We start from the raw sequence: 19,402 nt of genomic DNA, 5'->3' as shown, positions 1-19,402 counted from the left end.
CCGTTACCGGTACGCTCTGAAGTATTGTCAGAAAAAACAGCAAGTATGGTGGAGCTAAGCGGGATCGAACCGCTGACCTCCTGCGTGCAAGGCAGGCGCTCTCCCAGCTGAGCTATAGCCCCATACAGTTACTGCAGAGACCACTACCACCACTCAACTGCGTGCACTTCATGAGAAATGCACTTCGTGCTCAGGCAAGGCGTGTGTCCGCGAAGCATAGTGAACTATGCGAGCCGGAGACATAACGCAGCATGAGTGCGAAGTTGGTAGGCCTGAGTGGACTTGAACCACCGACCTCACCCTTATCAGGGGTGCGCTCTAACCACCTGAGCTACAAGCCTGTAGAGGTTTTTTCTGCTCGTGACTTTCTATCAGACAATCTGTGTGAGCACTTCGCACGAAGGTATCTTCAGGTAAGGAGGTGATCCAACCGCAGGTTCCCCTACGGTTACCTTGTTACGACTTCACCCCAGTCATGAATCACAAAGTGGTAAGCGCCCTCCCGGAGGTTAAGCTACCTACTTCTTTTGCAACCCACTCCCATGGTGTGACGGGCGGTGTGTACAAGGCCCGGGAACGTATTCACCGTGGCATTCTGATCCACGATTACTAGCGATTCCGACTTCACGGAGTCGAGTTGCAGACTCCGATCCGGACTACGACGCACTTTATGAGGTCCGCTTGCTCTCGCGAGGTCGCTTCTCTTTGTATGCGCCATTGTAGCACGTGTGTAGCCCTACTCGTAAGGGCCATGATGACTTGACGTCATCCCCACCTTCCTCCGGTTTATCACCGGCAGTCTCCTTTGAGTTCCCGACCGAATCGCTGGCAACAAAGGATAAGGGTTGCGCTCGTTGCGGGACTTAACCCAACATTTCACAACACGAGCTGACGACAGCCATGCAGCACCTGTCTCAGCGTTCCCGAAGGCACCAATCCATCTCTGGAAAGTTCGCTGGATGTCAAGAGTAGGTAAGGTTCTTCGCGTTGCATCGAATTAAACCACATGCTCCACCGCTTGTGCGGGCCCCCGTCAATTCATTTGAGTTTTAACCTTGCGGCCGTACTCCCGGCGGTCGACTTAACGCGTTAGCTCCGGAAGCCACTCCTCAAGGGAACAACCTCCAAGTCGACATCGTTTACGGCGTGGACTACGGGTATCTAATCCTGTTTGCTCCCACGCTTTCGCACCTGAGCGTCAGTCTTCGTCCAGGGGGCCGCCTTCGCCACCGGTATTCCTCCAGATCTCTACGCATTTCACCGCTACACCTGGAATTCTACCCCCCTCTACGAGACTCAAGCCTGCCAGTTTCAAATGCAGTTCCCAGGTTAAGCCCGGGGATTTCACATCTGACTTAACAGACCGCCTGCGTGCGCTTTACGCCCAGTAATTCCGATTAACGCTTGCACCCTCCGTATTACCGCGGCTGCTGGCACGGAGTTAGCCGGTGCTTCTTCTGCGGGTAACGTCAATTGATGAGGTTATTAACCTCACCACCTTCCTCCCCGCTGAAAGTACTTTACAACCCGAAGGCCTTCTTCATACACGCGGCATGGCTGCATCAGGCTTGCGCCCATTGTGCAATATTCCCCACTGCTGCCTCCCGTAGGAGTCTGGACCGTGTCTCAGTTCCAGTGTGGCTGGTCATCCTCTCAGACCAGCTAGGGATCGTCGCCTAGGTGGGCCGTTACCCCGCCTACAAGCTAATCCCATCTGGGCACATCCGATGGTGTGAGGCCCGGAGGTCCCCCACTTTGGTCTTGCGACGTTATGCGGTATTAGCTACCGTTTCCAGTAGTTATCCCCCTCCATCGGGCAGTTTCCCAGACATTACTCACCCGTCCGCCACTCGTCACCCGAGGAGCAAGCTCCTCTGTGCTACCGTCCGACTTGCATGTGTTAGGCCTGCCGCCAGCGTTCAATCTGAGCCATGATCAAACTCTTCAATTTAAAGTTTGATTTGCTGCAACCAGTGCAGCGATGCTCAAGGAAAACGTCGTAATGAATTTCAATACGTGTTCACTCTTAAGACTTGATATTTTTTTGCGTCCGGAGGCGCGGATATCAATCCTGCGAGTGCCCACACAGATTGTCTGATAAATTGTTAAAGAGCAGTGCCACACTTCTCTGTGGCGCGGGCTGCATATATTACGCTTTCCGCTTTATGAGTCAAGCACTTATTTTTGCTAAACTCATCGGTTCGAATGATTCTGAACCTTACTCAACCCGGCGCTTCGTATTCCGTTGTGCCGTGTCAGTGGAGGCGCATTATAGGGAGTTCTTCGAAGCTGACAAGGGCTAATTTCAATTAATTTTCCGAGTGCTGTTTTTTTCAGCGAAAACCCGCTAAAGCGCCAGTTTTTCAAGCAACGGGAAGCCATAACGCTGTAAAACCGGCGATAATTGCGCCGCCTCTTCATCCAGCTCAGTGCAAAACGCCATGTTTTGATCCGGCGAGCGGACTTCGGGTGCTTCATTGTCCAGTAGCCAGGCAGTACGTCTGGCTATTGCGGCACCGGAGTCAATCAAACGCGTACCTTCAGGCAGGACATGCTGAAGCTCATCGCGAAGTAAAGGAAAGTGCGTGCAGCCTAATACGACAGTATCCGGTGGCTCCGTCATACGTAACCAGGGTTGCACAATGCGCCTGACGTCATCCAGTGAAACCTTATCGCCATGAAGCTTGGCTTCGGCTAACTCCACCAGCTCGGCTGAGCCCAGCATTTCAATCTTGCAGGTTTTAGCAAACTGCGACACCAGATCATGCGTGTACGAACGCCGGACCGTTGCGCGCGTCGCCAGCAGCCCGACCACACCGTTACGTGTAAGGCGTGCAGCCGGTTTGATTGCCGGTACAACGCCGACAACCGGAAAGGCAAATCGCTCACGTAATGCAGGCAAAGTGACGGTGCTGGCGGTATTACAGGCAATAATGACGAGAGAAATGGGATGACGGCGAGTAATGGCATCAACCATCGCAACAACGCGCTCGACAATAAAGGTCTCGGTTTTCTCACCATAAGGAAAACCGGCATTATCGAACGCATAAAGATAATGCAGGTCCGGCAGGAGTTGCCGAACCTCATCATAGACAGAAAGCCCGCCTACGCCGGAATCAAACACCAGCACAGTCGGGCGCAGGTCAGAAGCTGTAGCTTCCGTTGAGGTAATACTCTCTTCCTGGAGTCTGGTAGCCATACGCTGTCTCGTAATCTTTATCGAACAGGTTGGCAATTCTACCACGAACGGTCAGATGTGATGTGACAGGATACGATACGGCGAGATCAACGGTGCTGTAGGCCGGCAAACGGCGCTGCTCACTCGTGTACTGGCTCGTGTTATTGTCATAACGCTTGCCAAAATACTGGTAAATAACATCTATATCAGCCTTATAAACCGTTACACCCAACTGATATTTCATCTGTTGACGAGACCGGCGAGCCAGGACTTCATCATCCGAATCCCGTCGGGCATCAAGATAGCCTAAGGTGATTTGATGATGCAGGAAGGACGTATCGAAGTCTGCGGTGGCTTCAATACCTTTCATTGTCACCGCTTTCTGATTGAAATAGCCGCCCTGGAATGTCAGCGGATCGGACGCATAGTCAATCAGGTTCGTGACGTGATTACGGTAGGCCGCCAGCCGCCAGTTAACGGGGCCACTTAACCCTTCGAGCGCAGCTTCCCATTGTTTTGATTTCTCAGGCTGCAAATCGGGATTGGCGCTAATGCCAAAATGCTTTTGGCCATAAAGCTGCCCCAGCGTCGGTGCCTGGAAACCGGTGCCATAGGAGAGCGATGCCTTATAACCCGGCACAAACTCCCATCCAGCCGCCGTTTGCCAGGTACCATGACGACCATAATCCTGGTTATCGTCCCCCCGGACAGCACCTTCAAGCGTAACAGTGCCCAATTGCTGCTGCGTCGTCAGATATGCCCCGGTATTATCCTGCTTATAGCGGTCCGTTTCTCTGGGCTGACCAGAAAAGAGTTGGCCTACTGAGCTCAACGCTTGCCGCTGCCAGTCAATCCCGGTACTCACCGTGCCATAACCGACTGCGAAGGCGTTCCCCCATTGAAGGTTGCGCTGATCCATATCATCCAGCGTATTGGAGTCTGCGTAACGTCCCTCAGCGCCAACATAATTATATATTTTGTACTTTTGGTAGCTGGCGACCAGTTGAGAAGAATAATCACCTTTAGTAAAGCGCAGGCCGGTATCAAAGGCGTGGTTATAAATCTGCTGCTCATCCGATCCGCCCGGGAAGCCAGCATCGTAGTCAGTATTCGCCGCATAACCATAACCACGAAAGAAACCAGAAAACATGTCATTGAACTTATGCTCAACCCCTGCCCAGAACGCTTTGTTGCGCCAGCCATCACGATCGCGATCGGCTGGAGACGTCGAATCAGGCTGGATGTTATAGCCATTGGTTGCCTGATAAGAACCGGCGACGGTAAGGCGGGTTTGGTCGGTCACATTCTGGTTTATGCCACCGCTGTACTCCTGATATCCCTTTGACCCCATGCCTGCAGAAAGCACATTGTGATTTTGTGGATTTTGAGTAATCACGTTTACCACTCCGCCAATGGCATCAGCGCCATAGACGGAGGAGCGCGGCCCGCGAATGAATTCAACGCGTTGTATAAGGGAGATCGGAATCAGATTGAAGTCCGCTGCACCGGTGATGCCTGGTCTTGCAAAGGGCACGCCATCCACAAGAATCAACGTCTGGCGCGCTTCAGCGCCTCGCACAAACATTGACGCGCTTTGCCCAATCCCACCGTTCTGCGCAATATCCACGCCGGGCAGGCGACGAAGCACGTCTACCAGATTTTTTGCCTGCCACAGGTCAATCTCATCCCGTGTCACTACCGAGGTTGAAGCCAGCACCGACGAAACCGGCTGTTGAAAACGATTAGCCGTCACGATGAGCGCATCATCACTTCTCTGTGCAAAGCCATTTTGCGCCCAGAGGAAAATCGCCGTTGCACTGAAGGCAAACAGCGGGGTTGTTGTTTTACTCATTTTTATCGCATCCAAAAGAAAAAGGATGCCGCAGGCATACAGTCGATAGCACGCGATGACTGTACGCGTGGCGACGTCACACCGGCAGGTCTTCGGGCTGGGAATCATAGCAGGTGATGACTTCCCATCCCGCAGGACAGTGTCTGCAATCGCAATCACCCTGACATTCCTTACCGCTGCGCGTCAGCTCCAGATTCACACTGGATTCCCTGTTAACTCAAGGTTGAGGCCGGTGCCCGCAGTCTACGAAGCGCGCACGGGCAAGTCCAGATCTGCACACCCCGACGCTCTGCTCGCGCGCAGGACTGGACATCAGCAGGTGAATCCCTACAATCGCCCGGCAAGCAGGCTATTAACCAGGATTAAACATGACACCCGAACATCTCCCTGTTGAACAGTATGACGCGCAGCTGGCGGAAAAAGTCAGTCGGTTAGAAACGATGATGACGCCTTTCGCTGCCCCCGCCGTGGAGGTGTTCCGTTCACCGGTCAGCCACTATCGCATGCGTGCAGAATTCCGCATCTGGCATGATGGCGACGACATTTATCACATCATTTTCGATCAGGAGACGAAACAGCGCATTCGCGTTGACCAGTTCCCGGCGGCCAGTGCCCTGATTAACCAGATGATGCCGAAAATGATGGCGGCCATTCGCGATAATCGCATCCTGCGCCATAAGCTGTTTCAGCTTGATTATCTGTCGACGCTAAGCAACCAAATCGTCATCTCCCTGCTCTATCACCGCAAGCTGGATGAGGAATGGCAGCAGGCCGCCACAACGTTACGCGATCAGTTGCGGGCGGAAGGCGTCGATGTGCAGCTGATTGGTCGCGCCACTAAGACCAAAATTTGCCTTGATCGGGATTACGTGGAAGAGCGTTTGCCGGTCGCCGGTAAAGAGATGATTTATCGACAGGTGGAGAACAGCTTCACGCAACCCAACGCGGCGATGAACATTCATATGCTGGAATGGGCGCTGGATGTGACAACGGGTTCCCGTGGCGATTTACTGGAACTCTACTGTGGTAATGGCAACTTCTCGCTGGCGCTGGCCAGAAATTTCCGCCGCGTGCTGGCCACGGAAATTGCCAAGCCATCCGTCGCGTCGGCCCAGTACAATATTGCCGCCAACCAGATTGATAATGTCCAGATTATTCGCATGGCGGCCGAAGAGTTTACCCAGGCAATGAACGGCGTGCGCAGCTTTAACCGGCTGGAGGGGATCGACCTGAAGAGTTATGACTGCGAGACGATCTTTGTGGATCCGCCGCGCAGTGGGCTGGATGAGGAAACCGTCAGGATGGTGCAGGCTTATCGCACGATCCTGTATATTTCCTGCAACCCGCAAACCCTGTGTGACAATCTGCTGGAGCTGGCGCAAACCCATGATGTCACGCGACTGGCCCTGTTTGACCAGTTCCCGTATACCCATCATATGGAATGCGGTGTGCTACTGACGCGCAAAGCGTAAAAAAACGGGAACCCAGGGGTTCCCGTTTTTGTGATTACCGGTTGCGATTGCGCTTGTAACGCAGGGCAATCCAGAACACCAGCCCGACCATAAGAATCGTGGGGATAAAGTTAGATCCGATATCCGGATATTCGGCACGCACTAATGCGCTGTACACCAGGATTCCCAGCAGGAAGAAGGCCGCAGCCAGCCCCGGAACCCCATCGGGCATACTTTTATTCAGGTAACGTTGATGCAGGCACCATGCCGCCAGCCCCAACGCAATCAACGGGAAAATAGAAAAAGGAACGAAAGCACTAAACAGCACAGAGAACGAGCCGTTCATAGCAAGGCCGGTGATAAAAGCCAGTAACATCGTGCCTTTATCACGGGAGCTTGGGTGGGTCATGGCAGGGTCCTTATTCATAGCTCTTCAGGTTTATCCAGGGTTACCGCCAGGCGTTCTTGTTCCCGGCGATACCAGTAATACGCGCCCTTCGCGATCATACGTAACTGCAATACCAGACGATCTTCCAGCTTACGACGCTGCGCTATATCAATATCCAGCGCCTCGGCACCGGCACTGAAGACAATAGTCACCATCGCTTCAGCCTGCGCTTCGGTGAAGCTGCGCGGCATGCGGTTTTCGACCTCAAGATAATCAGCCAGTTCAGCAATAAAATGTTGGATTTCACGCGCAACCGCCGCACGGAAAGCCGCAGACGTCCCCGAACGTTCGCGTAACAGCAGCCGAAACGCATTGGGGTTATTTTCGATGAACTCCATAAAGGTGGCGATAGAGGTTTTAATGATACTGCCGCCTTTCGCAATACGTTGACGTGCCTGTCGCATCAACTGCCGCAGCATCAGCCCGCTTTCATCCACCATGGTTAAACCCAGCTCATCGACATCTTTAAAGTGCCGATAAAAAGAGGTTGGCGCGATGCCCGCCTCGCGGGCAACCTCACGTAAACTCAGACTGGCGAAACTGCGTTCGGCGCTGAGCTGACTGAACGCAGCTTCAATCAGTGTACGTCGTGTACGTTCTTTTTGTTGCGCTCTGACGCCCATTCTCTCTGCCTTGTGAGGTTCTGAAACAGCACTATAACAAAATATTCAGCGTACAGTCCGGCAAACTTTGTGACGACGTGTTAAACCTCACTGAAAGCCAAAACGTGATGAAAATCGCTGTTAGAATTCAGAAGTGCGCGGCGAGATGTTAGAATCTCGTTGTAAAAATGTATAAATAATAGGACGTACCGGTATGCAAAAGTCTTACGATTACGATGTCATTGTGATTGGATCAGGACCAGGCGGTGAAGGTGCGGCGATGGGGCTGGTGAAGCAAGGCGCCCGAATCGCGGTTATCGAACGCTATCACAACATAGGCGGCGGCTGTACACACTGGGGTACGATCCCCTCGAAAGCCCTTCGTCATGCTGTGAGCCGCATCATCGAGTTCAACCAGAATCCTCTCTACAGTGACCATACCCGCCTTCTCCGCTCATCGTTTGCCGATATTCTCAATCACACGGAAAGCGTGATCAGCCAACAAACCGCAATGCGTCAGGGTTTTTACGAGCGCAATCGCTGTGAGCTGTTTCAGGGCGATGCGCATTTCGTGGATGCCAACACGGTTGAAGTGGAACATCATGATGGCACGCGCGAACAGCTGACCGCCGGGAAATTTATTATTGCCTGTGGTTCGCGCCCTTATCATCCGCATGATGTCGACTTTACCCATCCACGTATTTACGATTCCGATTCTATTCTCAACCTGCATCATGAACCCGGCCACGTCATCATTTATGGCGCGGGCGTGATTGGCTGTGAATATGCTTCCATTTTCCGTGGGCTCAATGTCAAGGTTGACCTGATCAACACCCGTGACCGCCTGCTGGCGTTCCTTGATCAGGAGATGTCTGACTCGCTGTCTTATCACTTCTGGAACAGCGGCGTGGTGATTCGTCACAACGAAGAGTTTGAGAAGATTGAAGGCGTGGATGACGGCGTTATCATGCACCTGAAATCCGGCAAGAAAGTCAAAGCGGACTGCCTGCTGTATGCGAACGGCCGTACAGGTAACACCGATTCACTGTCGCTGGAAAATGTCGGTCTGGAAGCGGATGGCCGTGGGCTGTTGAAAGTGAACAGCATGTATCAGACAGCGCAGCCGCACATTTATGCAGTGGGCGACGTCATTGGTTACCCCAGCCTGGCCTCCGCTGCTTACGATCAGGGCCGTATTGCCGCACAGGCCATCATTAAAGGCGAAGCCTCAGCGCACCTGATCGAAGACATTCCGACCGGGATTTATACCATTCCGGAAATCAGCTCTGTGGGCAAAACCGAACAGCAGCTCACGGCGATGAAAGTGCCTTACGAAGTGGGACGTGCGCAGTTTAAACATCTGGCGCGTGCGCAGATTGTGGGGATGAACGTCGGTAGTCTGAAGATCCTGTTCCACCGTGAAACCAAAGAGATTCTGGGCATTCACTGCTTTGGGGAACGTGCTGCGGAGATTATCCATATCGGTCAGGCGATCATGGAGCAAAAAAATGGTGGCAACACAATTGAGTACTTTGTGAATACCACCTTTAACTACCCGACCATGGCAGAAGCGTATCGCGTCGCCGCGCTAAACGGTTTAAACCGCCTGTTTTAGCGTGGTATCGAAATAGCCTTGCATATGTGTGCGGATTGCCTCTGCCAGTTGTTCATAACGGCTGCGCAGAGGTGAGCCGGGACGGTAAACCAGCGCAATCGTACGCTGTGGTACCGGCTTATAACAGGGCAGATAACAAACCCCATCACGCACACGCTGTGGCGGGACAGCCAGAGCAGGCAGTAACGTAATACCGCTTCCTGCCGCGACCATATTGCGCAACGTTTCCAGGCTTGTCGCACGGAAATGGGTATCTTCGTCTGCACCCGCTTCAAAACAAAAACCCATGGCCTGATCGCGCAGGCAGTGGCCGTCTTCCAGCATCAGCAGTTTTTCACCGGCCAGATCGGACATTGGCACACGATCGCGTTCGCGCCACGGATGATCCTCATAAACCGCCAGCTTCATCGGCTCATCGAACAGCGGGACTTCAATAAAGGCTTCGCTTTCTTTGACCAGCGCCAGAATCGCGCAGTCCAGTTTGCCGCTGTCGAGCTGAGCCAGCAATTGCTGGGTCTGTGCTTCATGCAGGTACATTTCCAGCTTTGGAAAAGTCTGATGCAGCATAGGAATAATTTGCGGCAGTAAATACGGACCGGTGGTAGGAATCAGCCCAATATGCAGTGGTCCTGACATCGCTTCGCCCTGCTGACTGGCCATCTCTTTCAGCACTTTGACTTCACGAAGGACAGTACGCGCCTGGTCGACCAGCAGCAAACCGGCCTGCGTAAACAGTACTTTGCGGCTGGTACGTTCCAGCAGCATGACACCTAACTCATCTTCTAATTTGCGAATCTGCCCGCTTAAGGTCGGCTGACTGACATGACAGGCATCCGCCGCACGTCGGAAGTGACGATGTTCAGCAAGCGAAACCAGATATTCAAGATCACGGATATTCATTATTACCCTCCATTCCACGATAGCTCGTGGCGATAGATAGAATAGCAACCAACGATTGGCCCTATCAAGAGCGGATGGGAATAATGCCCACATCAAATCAAATTCAGACTCATCGCCACCCAGGGAAATGTTTTCTGAATCATAAAGACAGCGTTATCCGCTGTTTTTAGCTGACGCAAATCTTCTGGCGACGCTGATAAAACAAAAAACTGAACAGGCGAAGGCCAGACGACAAGCGTAACGAATCTGAACATCGGTCGGGAGCACCGATGGTCTGATGATGTGCCTAAAATAAAAGTAGTTTCTGAAGCTAGAGGTTGGCGGGCATGGTATGCCCGCTCTTTTTTTATCTGCGACTCAGGCTAAGCGCGCTTTGGCATCCGCAATGGCACGGGCAACCTGAGACGGTGAAACGCCTCCCTGCGCATTGCGCTTATCCAGGCAGGATGACAGGGCCAGCACCGGATAGACATCGTCTTCGATAACAGCACTGAACTGCTTAAGCTGAGATAACGACAAGGCTTCCAGTGCCACACCTTGCGCGATCGCTGCAACGACCGTTTCTCCCACGATATGGTGCGCTTCACGGAAGGGAACGCCTTTTGCCACGAGATAATCGGCCAGTTCAGTTGAGTTTGCGTAACCCTGTTCGGCCGCTTCCTGGCAGCGAGGACGTTTTACCTGCAAACCTTCCAGCACCAGCACGGACATATGCAGGCAGTCCAGCCAGGTATCCAGCGCATCAAACAGCCCTTCTTTGTCTTCCTGCATGTCTTTGTTATAGGCAAGCGGCAGGCCTTTCAGCGTCATCATCATGCCGGTTAACGCGCCCTGAACCCGCCCGCATTTTCCACGGATCAGCTCCAGTGCATCCGGATTTTTCTTCTGTGGCATCAGGGACGAACCTGAGGTGACTTTATCCGAGAGTTCGATAAAGCCGGCTTCGCCTGTATTGAAGAAAATCATGTCTTCCGCAAAACGTGAAAGGTGCACCATGCCGATTGACGCATCGGAAAGCAGCTCCAGCACATGATCACGGTCGGATACGGTATCCAGGCTGTTACGCGTTGCAGACGCGAAGCCTAACCAGCCTGCCAGTTGCTCACGGTCAATAGCATAAGCCGTTCCGGCCAGTGCACCACAACCTAACGGGCTGACATCAAGACGCTTTAACGTATCCTGCAAACGGCTTTCATCGCGCGCCAGCATTTCAACGTAAGCGAGGCACCAGTGTGCAAACGTCACCGGCTGTGCACGCTGTAAATGTGTATAGCCCGGCATCACCGCGTCCTGATTGGCTTCGGCAGTCGCCACCAGCGCCTGCTGCAGCTCACGTGTGGCATCCAGCAGTGCGGCAACCTGCTCTTTACACCAGAGTTTCAGGTCGGTCGCCACCTGATCATTGCGGCTACGGCCGGTGTGCAGTTTTTTGCCCAGCGCACCGACTTTCTCAATCAACTGGCCTTCAACCCAGCTGTGAATATCTTCGGCATCGCTTTGCAGGATTTGCTCAGGATTGGCACGAACCTCCTCCAGCAGTGCGTTCAGTGCGGCTTCAAGCTGTTGCTGCTCATCACTGCTCAGGACATTTACCGTCACCAGCGCTTTGGACCAGGCCACTGAGCCAATGATGTCCTGCTCTGCCAGGCGGTAATCAAAACGCAGCGAGTCGTTGAACTGTTTGAAACGTTGATCTGCTGCCTGGGTAAAGCGTCCACCCCAAAGTGCCATGTGAATCTCCTTCAAGTCGTTAAACCAGGGGCGGCCTGAAAGCCGCCCCTGATGCCATACTGAGAGGCGAGGCGATCCCCGCCTGCGATTACTTTTTCTGCTCGTTCAGCGCACGGATACGTGAAGAGAGTGAGAACAGACGAATAAAGCCGCCTGCATGACGATGATCGTAAACTTCGTCTTCGCCGAAGGTCGCGAACTCTTCGGAATACAGGCTGTTAGCTGAACGCTTCTGCGTCGCCGTGGCCTGACCTTTGTAGAGTTGCAGAACCACTTCGCCGTTAACCTCTTCCGCCAGCGACTCTGCCGCCGCCTGGATAGATTTACGCAGAGGTGCAAACCAGCGACCATCGTAAACCACATAAGACATTTCATGGCCCAGCTGCTCACGCCATTTGAAGCTGTCGCGATCCAGAACCAGTTGCTCTACCGCACGCAGCGCGTTAACCATAATGGTGCCGCCAGGGGTTTCGTAACAGCCGCGTGATTTAATGCCTACCAGACGGTTTTCAACGATATCGATACGGCCCACGCCATGTTTTGCGCCCAGCACATTCAGTTTTTCCAGACACTGGAACGGGCTCAGTCTTTCACCGTTCACCGCCACCACGCGGCCTTTTTCAACGGTTACTGTCACGTCTTCTGGCTGATCGGGCGCTTCCAGCGGATCGACAGTCCAGACCCAGCAATCTTTGTTAGGTGCGTTAGACGGGCTTTCCAGCACGCCGCCTTCGGTAGAAATGTGCCAGGCGTTTTCATCACGGCTGTAGATTTTTTCCAGCGACGCGGTGGTAGGGATGTTACGCGCTTTCAGATAATCCAGCAGCGCTTCACGCGAACGCAGATCCCACTCGCGCCATGGCGCCACCACTTTCAACTGCGGCGCCAGTGCGGTGTAAGTGGTTTCGAAACGCACCTGGTCATTACCTTTACCCGTGGCACCGTGGCACAGCGCATCAGCACCCACTTTCAGCGCCAGCTCAACCTGGGCTTTCGCGATGATAGGACGCGCCATTGAGGTACCCAGCAGATACGTCCCTTCATACAGGGCCCCGGTCTGCAGCACCGGATAAACGTAGTCACTGATAAACTCTTCACGCAGATCGACAACGTGACATTCTGATGCACCTGACTGCAGCGCTTTCTTCTCAACGCCTTCCAGATCGCTACGTTCCTGACCGATATCCGCCACGAACGCGACCACTTCACAGCCGCCATAGTTTTCTTTCAGCCAGGGAATAATGGCCGAAGTATCCAGACCACCGGAGTAAGCCAGTACGATTTTTTTGATGTTTTGCGTTTGCATTTCGTAATCCTTGAATCTGAGTCGTTAAGCGAGAATCCGGGTGCCAATGGACACGCCGTTAAAAAGGGTAGGTAACTGCTCGGCATGACGCCAGCTGGCAATATCGACCGGACGGCCCAGCGTGCGTGCCGCATCCAGCGCAGCGTTCACTTTGACAATCATGCCATCGGTGATGATGCCCTGAGCGATCAGCTGTTCTGCTTTATCTGCCGTCATTTCTTCGATGCGCTGACCTTTGCCATCAAGAATGCCGCTGACGTCCGATAACAAGACTAAGTCAGCACCCAGCGTTGAGGCCAGCGCTGTGGCAGCCTGATCGGCATTGACGTTCATAAGCTCACCGCTGTCGGTGATGCCGATTGAACTGACAACGGGCATGTAACCTGCGCCCAGCAGCGTGTTAATTAATGCAGGATTGCCCGGCGTTGCGTTGCCCACATGGCCCAGCGCTTCATCTAACTGGGTGACATTGACCAGGCCCGCATCGCCCAGACACAGACCGACGGCCTGAATGCCGTATTTTTTCGCCCAGGCCAACAGCGTTTTGTTGGCGGTACCAGCCAGTGCGCCGGTGATGATGTCAATCTGATCGGCAGGCGTAACACGCAAACCGTTCTTCTTTTGCACCGGCAGCGCCAGTTTTTTCATCAGTTCATCGACCAGGCAACCGCCACCGTGAACGATAATCAGGGGGCGCTGATGAGCAGAACGGTAGGCCAGCAACGCGTCAAATAAACGGGCCAGTGCTTCTTCGCTGTCTAACAGCACACCGCCCAGCTTGATAATTAATGGATTAGTCATGGTTTAGTCGTCCGTTAAATCAGTGACTGCGTTTCAGGGAAACCGAAACGAATATTAAGGCACTGTACTGCCTGAGAGGCTGCCCCTTTAAGCAGGTTATCTTCAGCAGCCACCACAATCAGGTGTTCGCCCTGTACGGCAAAGCCAATATCGCAGTAAGGCAGACCGACCACGGCTTTCAATGCCGGTACGCCTTGCTCGTAAACGCGTACCAGCGGCTTATCGTGGTAGGCATTGTGAAAGACCTCAGCGACATCATCACGGCTGACGCCGGCATTAAGACGGCAGGTGATCGTGGCCAGGATGCCACGCGGGAAACTGCCCAGGTGCGGCGTAAAAATTACCGGTGTGCCCAGGTGCGCCACAATTTCAGGATGATGACGATGATTAAAAATACCGTAAGGCTGCAGACTGACTTCACAGAAGCTGGTACCAACATTCGCTTTGCGCCCTGCTCCACTGACGCCACTGGTGGCATTGATGACCGGCCACTGCGCCTCATTCAGTAAACCGGCATCCACCAACGGCTTGAGTGCCAACTGAGAGGCGGTGGGATAGCAGCCAGGGACGGCAATCAGCTGTGCTTCTTTGATTTTTTCCTGCTGGAACTCCGCCAGACCGTAAACGGCTTTATCCAGCCAGTCCCCATGCTGGTGCGTGAAGCCATAAAACTGCGTGTAAAACTTGCCGTCGTTGACGCGGAAAGCGCCGGACAGATCAAACACGACGCAGCCAGCTTTCAGAAATTCAGGCGCCAGGTCGTGACTGACTTCGTGGGCCGTCGCCAGAAACACCACATCAACTTTATCTGCCCATTCGTCGGCGCGGCTCAGTGGCTGCAGCGGCAGATCCACCACGCCTTTCAGCTGTGGATGAAGATCGGACAAGCGCTTACCCGCATCGGGACTTTGCGCAGACACCGCCAAAGCGGTTATGTTGATATGTGGATGGCGATTAAGGAAGGTGGCAAGCTCTACGCCAGCGTAACCACTGGCACCAACGATCAGCGTATTCAACATCAGGCTGTATACCTTTATTACAGTCACACGTTCCGGGTCGCGGCCTTGCCCCGTTGCCCACGATGTCGTTTGCAGCGATTTAAGGTTCACATGCACACGACGTTAATGTATTTTTATTCACTATTAATGCATGAATATTGATACATCCTAACTCAAGGACCGTCAACAGTGAAGACAAAATTACCGCCTTTTATCGAACTCTACCGCCAGTTGATCGCAACACCGTCTATCAGCGCAACCGATGCCGCTCTCGATCAGAGCAATGAAACTTTAATCAATTTACTGGCTGGCTGGTTCCGTGACCTGGGTTTTACCGTGGAAGTCCAACCCGTGCCGGGCACGCGGCATAAATTTAATATGCTGGCGCGCACCGGAAGCGGTGCGGGCGGTCTGCTGCTTGCCGGGCACACCGATACCGTTCCGTTTGATGATGGTCGCTGGACTCGCGATCCCTTTACCCTGACCGAGCACGACAACAAGTTGTACGGTCTGGGTACCGCCGATATGAAAGGCTTCTTCGCGTTTATTCTGGACACGCTCCGTGATGTGGATGTGACAGCCCTGAGTAAGCCGCTTTATATTCTGGCCACCGCTGATGAAGAAACCACCATGGCGGGCGCGTCATATTTTGCCGCATCCACACAGCTTCGCCCTGACTGCGCCATTATTGGCGAACCGACGTCGCTGAAACCTGTCCGTGCGCACAAAGGACATATCTCGAATGCGATTCGCATTCAGGGTCAATCTGGCCATTCCAGCGATCCGGGTCGCGGCGTTAATGCCATTGAGCTGATGCATGAGTCGATTACCGAACTCATGCAACTGCGCAATACGCTGAAAGCCCGTTACAACCATGATGGTTTTGCGATTCCTTATCCCACAATGAACTTTGGTCATATTCATGGCGGTGATGCAGCAAACCGTATCTGCGCCTGCTGCGAATTGCACATGGACATCCGCCCTTTGCCGGGGCTGACGCTGAGCGATCTTGACGCGCTGCTGAATGAGGCACTGGCGCCGGTGAGCGAACGCTGGCCGGGACGGATTACCATCGAAGAATTGCATCCGCCGATTCCGGGCTATGAATGTCCGGTTGACCATGAGCTGGTCAAGGTGGTGGAAAAACTGCTGGGTACACCGACAGAAGTGGTGAATTATTGCACTGAAGCCCCGTTTATCCAGCAACTTTGTCCAACGCTGGTGCTGGGCCCGGGTTCTATCAACCAGGCGCATCAGCCGGACGAATTTATCGATACCGCATTTATTCAGCCTACGCGCGCCTTAATCGCTCAGGTTGTGCAGCATTTCTGTCACTAATTATCATCAAACGGGGCATTTCACTGTATTAACAGCAAAATGCCCTGCCAATCTGTGGGATTTGATAATAAGAATAACTTATCCCGCTTCGCCGCTATCAAATTCCATGAATTTCCGTCAGTTAGCTGCACGTTTCCCTCACTTTAAGTCATTTGACGAACGCCTGATTACGTGGCTAGATAAAAGACGATGTTATACCCACTGGGCAATCATCCCACTTTATTCAGCTTGCGACGGGCAGCAACTGAAGAACCCCGGTCAGAGCCGGGAGGACGACGTTGCTGGCTTTTCTGCTGCCTGAAAAGGCCGGGTATAGAGGTTTATCAAGACGATAAGGGTGTCAGGGTCACATGAACGAACAATATTCCGCAATGCGAAGTAATGTCAGTATGCTCGGCAAACTGCTCGGGGATACGATTAAGGATGCGCTGGGAGAGAATATCCTGGGCCAGGTGGAAACCATCCGTAAGCTTTCTAAGTCATCCCGTGCAGGAAATGACACTCATCGTAAGGAATTGCTGAATACGCTGCAAAACCTGTCAAATGACGAGTTATTGCCCGTGGCGCGTGCCTTTAGTCAGTTCCTCAACCTCACTAACGTGGCTGAGCAGTATCAAACGATTTCCCGCAGCGGCGATGGCGCAAACCACCCTGAACTATTGAAAAAAACATTTGAAACCCTCAAGCAAAATAATCTCAGTGAAAGTGCGATTCATAAAGCCATTGAATCACTTTCCCTGGAACTGGTTTTAACCGCGCACCCTACTGAAATTACACGCCGCACGCTGATTCACAAACTGGGCGAGGTCAACAGCTGTCTTGAACAACTCGACCACAGCGATATCTCTGAATACGAACGCAACCAGATTATGCGCCGCCTGCGCCAACTGGTCGCGCAGGCCTGGCATACGGATGAGATCCGTAAATACCGTCCAACGCCGGTTGATGAAGCCAAGTGGGGATTTGCCGTCGTTGAAAACAGCCTGTGGGAAGGTGTACCTGCATTTTTGCGTGAGCTGAATGAGCAGGTAGAAGAGACGTTTGGCATTAAGTTACCGGTTGATTTTGTGCCGGTGCAGTTCACCTCCTGGATGGGCGGAGACCGTGACGGTAACCCGAACGTCACCGCCGCCATTACCCGCCATGTTATGCAGCTCAGCCGCTGGAAAGCCACCGATCTGTTTCTGCGCGATATTGGCGTGTTGATTTCGGAACTGTCGATGTCCGAATGCAGTCAGGAAGTTGCCGAGCTGAGTGGCGATCCTGAGGCGCTGGAGCCGTATCGCGTGATCTTAAAGCGTCTGCGCAGTCAGCTAATGTCTACCCAGGCTTACCTGGAGCGCCGCCTGAAAGGCGAGCGCTTGCCCCGCCCGGCAGACCTGCTGGTCTCCAACGCGCAGTTGTGGGATCCGCTTTTCGCTATCTATCAGTCCCTGCAGCAGTGCGGCATGGGCATTATTGCCAACGGTCAGTTACTGGATACGCTGCGCCGTGTGAAATGCTTTGGCGTGCCGCTGGTTCGCATCGACGTCCGTCAGGAAAGCACCCGTCACACTGAAGCTATCGCTGAAATTACCCGCTATCTGGGCCTGGGCGATTATGAAAGCTGGTCGGAAGCCGACAAGCAGGCTTTTCTTATCCGTGAGCTGAACTCCAAGCGCCCTTTACTTCCTCGCAGTTGGGAACCGAGTGACGAAACCCGCGAAGTGCTGGAAACCTGCAAAGTAGTGGCAGAAGCGCCCCAGGGCTCTATCGCAGCCTATGTCATTTCGATGGCGAAAACGCCGTCTGATGTCCTTGCCGTCCATCTGTTACTGAAAGAGGCTGGCATTCCGTTCGCTATGCCGGTTGCTCCCCTGTTTGAAACCCTGGATGACCTGAACAATGCCAATGATGTGATGAGCAAACTGCTTAACATCGACTGGTACCGTGGTTTTATTCAGGGCAAACAAATGGTCATGATTGGCTATTCCGACTCGGCGAAAGATGCCGGCGTGATGGCCGCCAGCTGGGCACAATACCAGGCACAGGATGCACTGATTAAAACCTGCGAAAAGGCGGGCGTTTCCCTCACGCTATTCCACGGACGCGGCGGCACCATCGGCCGCGGTGGTGCACCCGCGCATGCCGCACTGCTGTCCCAGCCGCCAGGCAGCCTCAAAGGCGGCCTGCGCGTGACGGAACAGGGCGAAATGATTCGCTTCAAGTACGGCTTGCCGGAAGTCACTATCGCCAGCCTGTCGCTTTATACCGGCGCGATTCTGGAAGCCAACCTGATGCCGCCGCCGGAACCCAAACCGGAATGGCGTAATATCATGAACCAGCTTTCTGCCGACTCCTGCGCCATGTACCGGGGTTATGTGCGTGAGAATAAGGATTTTGTGCCTTACTTCCGTTCCGCAACCCCTGAGCAGGAACTGGGCAAGCTGCCCCTGGGCTCTCGTCCGGCGAAGCGTCGTCCGACGGGCGGTGTGGAATCCCTGCGCGCCATTCCCTGGATTTTTGCCTGGACGCAAAACCGCCTGATGTTACCCGCCTGGCTGGGCGCGGGCGCCGCCCTGCAGCAGGCGATGCTGGCAGGCCATCAGGATCAGCTTGAGGCCATGTGCCGCGACTGGCCCTTTTTCTCAACCCGCCTTGGTATGCTGGAAATGGTGTTTTCGAAAGCAGACCTGTGGCTGGCGGAGTATTACGATCAGCGACTGGTTGATAAATCGTTATGGCCATTAGGTAAACAGCTGCGTGACCAGCTGGATGCCGATATTAAAGCGGTGCTGACCATCGCCAACGATTCCCATCTGATGGCGGACCAGCCGTGGATTGCCGAATCGATTGCCCTGCGTAACGTTTATACCGATCCCCTGAACGTACTCCAGGCAGAGCTGCTTCACCGTTCACGTGCACAGGAAGCCCGTGGTGAAGAACCGGATGCGCGCGTCGAACAGGCGCTGATGGTAACGATTGCCGGTGTCGCTGCAGGGATGCGTAATACAGGTTAACTCACAGAAACAGGGCGGTTGATACCGCCCTGTTTCGTATCAGTTAACGCCATCCTCATATCGCCATTACAGGTCGCCCAACTGACGCGGGGGCAAAAGGTATCGCACCTTTCAGATTGTAGACATGCCGGTCTTTTACCCTTTCGCGTGACAGAATATTCACCCTGTTCGTAGCAGGCTCAG

Annotated in this window: 13 protein-coding genes, 2 tRNA genes, 1 rRNA gene and 1 riboswitch; of the genes, 4 read left to right on the top strand and 12 right to left on the bottom strand. The window is 53.6% G+C overall.

Annotated elements, in window-relative coordinates; translation table 11 throughout:
* Positions 1–46 precede the first annotated feature (46 nt).
* The 5 genes from G5574_RS14450 to btuB all read right to left on the bottom strand — a co-directional run bounded on the left by G5574_RS14450 (position 47) and on the right by btuB (position 5,030).
* Positions 47–122 (bottom strand) — tRNA-Ala (locus G5574_RS14450).
* A 142-nt stretch (positions 123–264) separates the two neighbouring features.
* Positions 265–341 (bottom strand) — tRNA-Ile (locus tag G5574_RS14445).
* A gap of 73 nt (positions 342–414) precedes the next feature.
* Positions 415–1,951: ribosomal RNA gene (locus G5574_RS14440) — 16S ribosomal RNA — on the bottom strand.
* Positions 1,952–2,347: 396 nt separating this feature from the next.
* On the bottom strand, positions 2,348–3,199 hold the full coding sequence (gene murI / locus G5574_RS14435) for a glutamate racemase (RefSeq protein WP_054632891.1): 852 nt from the start codon (positions 3,197–3,199) through the stop codon (positions 2,348–2,350).
* Positions 3,144–5,030, bottom strand: coding sequence for a TonB-dependent vitamin B12 receptor BtuB (btuB, locus tag G5574_RS14430; protein WP_164482774.1), 1,887 nt, complete (start codon positions 5,028–5,030; stop codon positions 3,144–3,146). The genes murI and btuB overlap by 56 nt, the downstream gene beginning before the upstream one ends.
* A 66-nt stretch (positions 5,031–5,096) precedes the next feature.
* A riboswitch (cobalamin riboswitch) is annotated at positions 5,097–5,279 on the bottom strand.
* 119 nt (positions 5,280–5,398) lie between these two features.
* Here btuB and trmA point away from each other — a divergent pair.
* Positions 5,399–6,502: a tRNA (uridine(54)-C5)-methyltransferase TrmA gene (trmA, locus tag G5574_RS14425; protein WP_039342545.1), complete on the top strand. Its 1,104-nt coding sequence runs from the start codon at positions 5,399–5,401 to the stop codon at positions 6,500–6,502.
* Between the two features lie 34 nt (positions 6,503–6,536).
* Here trmA and G5574_RS14420 read toward each other — a convergent pair whose 3' ends face one another.
* Entirely contained in the window at positions 6,537–6,890 is a 354-nt protein-coding gene (locus G5574_RS14420; protein ID WP_006121168.1) for a YijD family membrane protein, read from the bottom strand.
* Positions 6,891–6,904: 14 nt separating this feature from the next.
* Entirely contained in the window at positions 6,905–7,552 is a 648-nt protein-coding gene (fabR, locus tag G5574_RS14415) for an HTH-type transcriptional repressor FabR (protein ID WP_006121169.1), read from the bottom strand.
* A 193-nt stretch (positions 7,553–7,745) separates the two neighbouring features.
* Between fabR and sthA the strand changes: the two genes are divergently transcribed.
* On the top strand, positions 7,746–9,146 hold the full coding sequence (gene sthA, locus G5574_RS14410; RefSeq protein WP_033738119.1) for a Si-specific NAD(P)(+) transhydrogenase: 1,401 nt from the start codon (positions 7,746–7,748) through the stop codon (positions 9,144–9,146).
* Here the strand turns inward: sthA and oxyR are convergent.
* The 5 genes from oxyR to argC all read right to left on the bottom strand — a co-directional run bounded on the left by oxyR (position 9,129) and on the right by argC (position 14,903).
* Positions 9,129–10,046, bottom strand: a complete 918-nt coding sequence (gene oxyR / locus G5574_RS14405) for a DNA-binding transcriptional regulator OxyR (protein ID WP_006121171.1) — start codon at positions 10,044–10,046, stop codon at positions 9,129–9,131. The two genes, sthA and oxyR, sit on opposite strands and share 18 nt — an antisense overlap.
* Positions 10,047–10,403: 357 nt before the next feature.
* Positions 10,404–11,777 (bottom strand): argininosuccinate lyase, encoded by a 1,374-nt coding sequence (argH, locus tag G5574_RS14400; protein WP_054632888.1) that lies wholly within the window; start codon positions 11,775–11,777, stop codon positions 10,404–10,406.
* A gap of 88 nt (positions 11,778–11,865) precedes the next feature.
* On the bottom strand, positions 11,866–13,083 hold the full coding sequence (locus G5574_RS14395) for an argininosuccinate synthase (protein ID WP_033738115.1): 1,218 nt from the start codon (positions 13,081–13,083) through the stop codon (positions 11,866–11,868).
* A 24-nt stretch (positions 13,084–13,107) separates the two neighbouring features.
* Positions 13,108–13,884: an acetylglutamate kinase gene (argB, locus tag G5574_RS14390; RefSeq protein ID WP_006121174.1), complete on the bottom strand. Its 777-nt coding sequence runs from the start codon at positions 13,882–13,884 to the stop codon at positions 13,108–13,110.
* 14 nt (positions 13,885–13,898) lie between these two features.
* Complete coding sequence (gene argC / locus G5574_RS14385; RefSeq protein ID WP_039342537.1) at positions 13,899–14,903, bottom strand: N-acetyl-gamma-glutamyl-phosphate reductase; 1,005 nt, start codon at positions 14,901–14,903, stop codon at positions 13,899–13,901.
* Between the two features lie 168 nt (positions 14,904–15,071).
* On the opposite strand from argC, the gene argE reads away from it, so the two are divergent.
* Both argE and ppc read left to right on the top strand, forming a co-directional pair.
* Positions 15,072–16,220 (top strand): acetylornithine deacetylase, encoded by a 1,149-nt coding sequence (gene argE / locus G5574_RS14380; protein ID WP_033738113.1) that lies wholly within the window; start codon positions 15,072–15,074, stop codon positions 16,218–16,220.
* Positions 16,221–16,570: 350 nt separating this feature from the next.
* Positions 16,571–19,219, top strand: coding sequence for a phosphoenolpyruvate carboxylase (gene ppc, locus G5574_RS14375; protein WP_006121177.1), 2,649 nt, complete (start codon positions 16,571–16,573; stop codon positions 19,217–19,219).
* Positions 19,220–19,402: the final 183 nt, after the last annotated feature.

This window comes from Pantoea stewartii (assembly GCF_011044475.1).
Lineage (GTDB): Bacteria > Pseudomonadota > Gammaproteobacteria > Enterobacterales > Enterobacteriaceae > Pantoea > Pantoea stewartii.
This window is presented reverse-complemented; position numbering and strand designations above follow the sequence as displayed.